Genomic DNA, 6,191 nt, shown 5'->3' on the forward strand with positions numbered 1-6,191 from the left:
GGCGCGCTCCGCCTGCTCCAGCAGGTCCTTCATCGAGCCGATCTTCCCCGTCGACGTCACCGTGTCCTTGGTCTCGGACCAGGTCTGGCCGATGTCCTTGGCAGCCTTCTCGTAGGACTGCACGCTGTAGTCCGGCTGATAGACATCAGCGCTGAAGATTTCACCCCAGGACTTCTTCTCGATCTCGTCCTCACTGGCGTGCGGGTTGCCGTAGAAGGCGTTCGCGGCCACCTTGAAGCCGCCCTCGATGTAGTGGTCCTCCTCCCAGACCGTCCCCGCGGCGATGCCGAGGTTCCCGGCCAGGGCGGATGCGTCCTGGATCAGCGAGCGGACGCCCCACTCCCAGAGCTCACAGAAGTCCTCGAAGTCCTTCGCCAGACCACCGTGCCCAGCCTCCATCGCCGTCATCGACAGGTCGTGGAACCCCGCCCCTTGCGACGCGCCGGCCGCGTCCCCGACCTCACGCAGCTCGGAGACGGCGGCCCGCAGCCCCTTCTGGATCGCCGCCACCGCGGCCGGTGACACCTCCAGATCACCGTCGTCCGCCATCAGACCTCCCCCTGATCACCGTTGTTGACGTCCACGGCACAGCAGTCGGGCACGATCCCGGCCACGGGCGGGAACAGCATCGAACCGTCCTCATCAGCCACGTTCACCGCGATCCCAGCCGGGCCGTCGACCTCGGGCACCACCGCATCCACGAGCCGCGCACCGAGGATCGAAAGGTACGGCCACTCCCGCGCGGCCTCCCCACGGGCTCGGGCGAACCGGGCAAATGACTCCTCGTCCGTGAACGCGTACAGCCAACGGATCCCGCCTGCGACAGCCGACATCACTCCGCCTGCGGCCTCGTCGGCGAGCGGGACAAGAAGCACCGCCCGCCGAAACTCACCCACCAGACGCCCCGGATCCCCGTCGCCCACCCGATACGCGGCAATCTCTGCCGTCAGTTCCATGCTCTGTCCCCCAATCAGGCGATGTTCACCCGAACCAAGGACAGTACCTTGATCGCAGATTGGGTTGAGCCAGGATCGTGCCACCCCAGGCCGAATCGACGCGGCGAGATCCCCAGATGCCCGGCGCCGGAACCGGGCACGGTTCTTCGGTGGCACGGCTGAAGGCGGAAGGGAGCTCTTCCGTGCCTGCGGTCCGCTAATGGCGCCAGTAACTGGCCATCACCTCCCTGATCGCGGCCCAGGCAATGATCGAGTAGATCGCCCGCACCCGCCTCCCCGCCCTGGAGCTCGACAGGCAGGTTCGACGTCTCTCTGCCCCAGACCATCGCATCGCGACGAAGTGCTCCTGACAGGGCCCGCGGGACGGGTGGGACGGGAAGCCCGGCGCTCCCCGATCGCCGCAAGCACCGTGCACCGCCTCTCGGCCCCGGGTCCGCGCCAGAACGGGGCGTCATCACAGCTGACGGTCCCGACTATGGGAGCCCGGCCCGTACATGGCCTCCTCCGGCCGGCCCAAATGAACCGTTCCAATCCACTGACCCGTCGAAGCCAACAGATCGCCGCGCTGTTGTCGAACTCCTACAACTCGTTCGAAGATAGCCAACGATCCATTCGCGGACCGGAATCCCCGGATTGACCAGCTCGGCGTGATCGCCGACGGCACCGACCGGAAGTGGATTTACCCAGGGCTTTGAGAAGCGACTGAGCCAGGCCTACTCCCTTCACGATCGAGTTATCCAGGGTCAGCATTGGTCCTGGCACCACACAAGAGAATAATCCCCAAGACAACACTGACCCACTCTGCAATGCCTTCGTACTGGTCGAGACGATGCAGGGAAACCGGACCTCTCCTCGGGAAGGCCCGGACTTCGATCCCAGCTCTCAGGTGGTCATCGCACACGGCCCCGCGGTTTCAGGTGAGTTGGGGGAATTTCGGGGGCCGGGATCGGAGGGCCGTCGTAGCCCTTGACCTCGCCGAAGCGCGAGCCGTTCGCCCAGTCCTCACGGGCCTGGACGATCTCCTCGTGGGAGCGGCCGATCCAGTTCCAGAACATGACGATCTCCTCCTCGAACGGCTCCCCGCCCAGCAGCATCAGGCCCGCGTCCGAGGCCGCGCGCAGCGGGAGTTCGGTGCGGCCGCAGCCCAGGTAGAGCATCGAGCCCGGGAGGAGGGGCACGCCGTCGACGTGGGCCTCGCCGGACATGGAGAGGACCGCGTACTCGAAGTCCGGGTCGAGGGGGAGGCGGGTTTCGGTTCCGGCGGCGAGGGCCAGGTCCGCGCCGACGATGGGGGTGTACGCGGCGCCCGGGGAGGTCGCGGTGTCCAGGGTGCCCAGGATGACCGTGGCGTCGAGGCCGGGGGCCGTGACGCGCGGGAGGTCCGCGTGGTGCTGGAAGTGCGGGGCGACGTCGCGGTGGGCGTCCGGGAGGGCCACCCACAGCTGGGCGCCGTGCAGGAAGCGGGCGTGGGGGCGCGGGCTCTCCTCGGAGTGGCTGATGCCCCGGCCGGAGGTCATCAGGCCCAGCTCGCGCGGGCGGATCGTGGCGAGGCTGCCGACGCTGTCGCGGTGCAGGACCTCGCCCTCGTGCAGCCAGCTCACCGTCTGCAGGCCTGCGTGCGGGTGGGGGGCGACCTGCATGCCGGGCTCGTCGGCGATGTCGTCGGGGCCGTAGTGGTCGACGAAGCACCAGGCGCCCACCATGCGGCGGCCCAGGTTCGGCAGGAGGCGGCGGACCTCGGTGGACTCCCCGAGCCTGACCGTGCGCGGGCTGAGGAGCTCCCGTACCGGCTCGGCCACGACGAAGCCGCGGCCGCCGCAGGAGGAGAGAGCGGGCTGGCGATCGAGATTGCTCATACGGGACAAGGTAGCTCCGCGGGGTCCCGTTGCTCCTTTCCTTTCCGTGGAATGACGCGGCGTGCGGGGCCCGGCGGCCGCCTCGGCTAGCCTGGGTCCGATATGAACCGCCTGACCACGCCTTTCGGCTCCTACGAACTCACCCGCTTCCCCGCCGACCCGCGCGACCGGCTCCGCGCCTGGGACGCCGCCGACGAGTACCTGCTGCGCCACCTCGACGCCGGTACCGGCGAGCGCGGCCCGGTGGACCTGGCCGGCGCCGGGCAGATCACGGTCGTCGGCGACCGATGGGGTGCGCTGACCACGGCCCTGGCCGCGTACCACCCGGCCCAGATCACCGACTCCGCGCTGGCCCGGGCGGCCACCGAGGCGAACCTGGACCGGGCCGGCATCGGCACCGCCAAGTCCACGGTGACCCTGCTGACCACGCGGGACGCGCCGCCCGCGCGGATCGACGTGCTGCTCGTCCGGGTGCCCAAGAGCCTGGCGCTGCTGGAGGACCAGCTCCTGCGGCTGGCCCCGCACCTGCACGAGGGCACGGTCGTCGTCGGCACCGGCATGGTCAAGGAGATCCACACCTCCACGCTGGAGCTCTTCGAGAAGATCATCGGGCCGACGCGGACCTCCCTCGCGGAGAAGAAGGCCCGGCTGATCTTCTGCACGCCGGACCCGGCGCTGCTGTCCGCCGCCGGCACCTCGCCGTGGCCGCTGACGTACACGGTGGACCAGGACGGGGGCTCGGGCGCCGGGCTGACCGTGGTCAACCACGCCGGGATCTTCTGCGCCGACCGGCTGGACGTCGGCACGCGCTTCTTCCTCCAGTCCATCCCCACCAACACCAACGGGGCCCGGGTCGTGGACCTGGGCTGCGGCAACGGGGTCGTGGGCACGGCGGTGCAGGTCGCCGACCCGGACGCCGAGGTGGTGTTCACGGACGAGTCGTACCAGGCCGTCGCCTCGGCGCGGGCCACCTACGAGGCCAACGTCCGCCCGGGCCGGCGGACGGCGGAGTTCCTCGTCGGCGACGGCGTGGCGATGCTGCCGCCGTCCTCGGTGGACCTGATCCTCAACAATCCGCCCTTCCACTCGCACCAGGCGACCACGGACGCGACGGCGCTGCGCATGTTCGCGCAGTCCCGCAAGGTGCTGCGCCCGGGCGGGGAGCTGTGGGTGGTGGCCAACCGCCACATGGGCTACCACACCCATCTGCGCCGGCTCTTCGGCAACTGCGAAGTCACGGCGAGCGAACCGCGGTTCGTGGTGCTGCGGGCCGTCAAGCGCGAGGCGCGGCAGCACGGCAGGTGACGTACCGGCGCCCCGTCCCGCGCCACACGAGGTGACCTGCCGGTACACCCGCCGGTAGGTCCTACACTCGGCCGCGTGAGCACTGGGGCGGGGACGGACGGCGGGGACGGGCGGCGGCGCTGGCGCCGCGAGGAGGTGGCCCGGGAGGCCGGGGTCAAGGTGCGCAACCTGCGCTACTACCAGGAGCGCGGGCTGCTGCCCCCGCCGCGCCGGGAGGGCCGGATCGCCTGGTACTCCGAGGACCACCTGACCCGGCTGCGGCTGATCAGCGACCTGCTGGGGCGCGGCTACACGGTCAACGGCATCGGCGAGCTGCTGGCCGCCTGGGAGCAGGGCGGCGGGATCTCCCAACTCCTCGGGCTGGAACGGGAGATGACCCGGGACTGGGTGCGCGAGGAACCGGTGACGATGACCCGGGCCGAGCTGCGCGAGCTGTTCGGGCCGGGGGCGACGGCCGAGCACACCCGGCGGGCGGCCGAGCTGGGTTACGTACGGGTCGACGGGGACCGGGTCACGTATCCGAGCCGGCGGCTGCTGGAGGCGACGGTGGCGCTGGTGCGGCAGGGAATGCCGCTCGGGGAGATCCTGGACGCCGGGGAGTTCGTGCAGGAGCAGGCGGACGCGCTGGCGGACCGGTTCGTCGGACTGTTCCGGAGGCATGTGATCGGCGCCGACGGGCTGGGGTCGCTTTCGGCCACCCAGCTGGATCACGTCCGTGAGGCCGCGGCCGCGCTGCGGCCCGTGGCGGGTGAGGTGATGGCCTCGGAGTTCGCCCGGGCGATGGGGCGGCGGGTGGAGGCGGAGGTGGCCGAACTGCTGCGTACGGAGCAGTAGGAGTCGGCCTAAAGGGTGCGCTCGCACAACCTTGCCAACCACCATTGGCACTCTTACATTCAACTCGTCGGTAACAAAGGTGCACAGCCGAGATAAGGGACGATCTCATGGCAGATTCACCGCACTTACCCGAATTCGATTCCGAGGGCGGAGTCGGCGACGAGTCCGCGAGCAGAGTGGAGGGCCGGGTCCGCTGGCGCAGGTTCGCGCTGCTGACCGTGCCCGCCGTGGCGGTGACCGCCGGACTGGGGATCGCCCTGGCGCAGGGCGCGCTCGCCGCCTCCTTCGCGGTGTCGGGCCAGCAGTTCAAGGTGTCGGCGCAGAGCCTGGAGGGCGAGGGCTTCGCCCAGTACGGCAGCGTCGACGTCAACGCCCGCCAGGAACTGATCCCGGTGGCCGTCACCGCCATCAAGGAGGCCAAGCTCCACAGCCTCTGCCAGTCGGTGGTCACCTCCCTCCCGGTCATCGGGGACATCTCCCTCAATCTGACCGCCGGCAAGAAGGCCCCCGTGGAGGCCTCCAACCTGTTCGTGGACGCCACGCAGCTCGCCGGCGACGCCGAGTTCACGAACATCGAGATCGGGCGCGACGCCTCCACCCTGGACAAGGGCCCGGCCGAGGCCCAGGGCATGCAGGACCTCTTCGCCCAGCAGGCCGACAAGGTCACCATCAGCAGCCTCCGGCAGACGGCGTGGGCGACCAACGCCGGCACCTTCAAGCTCTCCGGGCTGAGCATGGACATCAGCAAGGGCAAGAAGGAATGCTTCTGAGCCGCTGGCGGCGGTGGCGGCGCGGCAGGCCCTTCTGGGGCGGGCTCTTCGCCGTCCTGGCCGGGGCGTGGATCTGCGTACTTCCGCTGGCACCACTGAAGATCATGCTCCAGCAGGGCATCGCCGGGATCCCGTCCGTCCTGATGGGCATCATCATGATCGTCCTCGGTCTCACCGCCTGGCTCTCACCCCGCCAGCGCGCCCTCGCCGGGGTGCTCACCACCCTGATCGCCACCGCCGCACTGGTCCTGTCGAATCTCGGCGGCTTCCTGATCGGCACCCTGCTCGGCATCCTCGGCGGCGGGCTGATGTTCGCCTGGCAGCCGTACGCCGCCCCGCGCGCCGGGGGCTCCGCCGCCCCCGCCCGGCCCTCCCCCGCCGGGACCTCCCCCGCTCCGCACCCCGATCCCCAAGGAGCTCAGCCATGAGCCGTACGCGCACCGCGCTCGCCCTCGGCATGGCGGCGGCCG

7 protein-coding genes are annotated in these 6,191 nt (G+C 70.3%); 4 read left to right on the forward strand and 3 right to left on the reverse strand.

The window, feature by feature from the left end:
* The 3 genes from VR44_RS34265 to VR44_RS34275 form a co-directional block, all read right to left on the reverse strand.
* Window positions 1–549 (reverse strand): hypothetical protein (locus VR44_RS34265; RefSeq protein WP_045951546.1); only part of this gene is annotated, 549 nt, incomplete at its 3' end.
* Entirely contained in the window at window positions 549–956 is a 408-nt protein-coding gene (locus VR44_RS34270) for an SseB family protein (protein ID WP_045951547.1), read from the reverse strand. The genes VR44_RS34265 and VR44_RS34270, both read right to left, overlap by 1 nt.
* 890 nt (window positions 957–1,846) lie before the next feature.
* Entirely contained in the window at window positions 1,847–2,812 is a 966-nt protein-coding gene (locus tag VR44_RS34275) for a pirin family protein (protein WP_045951548.1), read from the reverse strand.
* Between the two features lie 111 nt (window positions 2,813–2,923).
* On the opposite strand from VR44_RS34275, the gene VR44_RS34280 reads away from it, so the two are divergent.
* From VR44_RS34280 to VR44_RS34295, 4 genes are all read left to right on the forward strand, one after another.
* Entirely contained in the window at window positions 2,924–4,117 is a 1,194-nt protein-coding gene (locus VR44_RS34280) for a methyltransferase (RefSeq protein WP_045951552.1), read from the forward strand.
* 75 nt (window positions 4,118–4,192) lie between these two features.
* Window positions 4,193–4,951 carry a MerR family transcriptional regulator gene (locus VR44_RS34285; protein WP_045951549.1) on the forward strand — a complete coding sequence of 253 codons (759 nt, stop codon included), beginning with the start codon at window positions 4,193–4,195 and terminating at the stop codon, window positions 4,949–4,951.
* 212 nt (window positions 4,952–5,163) lie between these two features.
* Window positions 5,164–5,721 (forward strand): DUF6230 family protein, encoded by a 558-nt coding sequence (locus VR44_RS34290; RefSeq protein WP_245692743.1) that lies wholly within the window; start codon window positions 5,164–5,166, stop codon window positions 5,719–5,721.
* Window positions 5,712–6,149 carry a DUF6114 domain-containing protein gene (locus VR44_RS34295; RefSeq protein WP_045951551.1) on the forward strand — a complete coding sequence of 146 codons (438 nt, stop codon included), beginning with the start codon at window positions 5,712–5,714 and terminating at the stop codon, window positions 6,147–6,149. Before VR44_RS34290 ends, VR44_RS34295 begins: the two co-directional genes overlap by 10 nt.
* The last annotated feature ends 42 nt before the right edge of the window (window positions 6,150–6,191 follow it).

Origin of the sequence: Streptomyces katrae (assembly GCF_000966975.1) — a bacterium.
Lineage (GTDB): Bacteria > Actinomycetota > Actinomycetes > Streptomycetales > Streptomycetaceae > Streptomyces > Streptomyces katrae.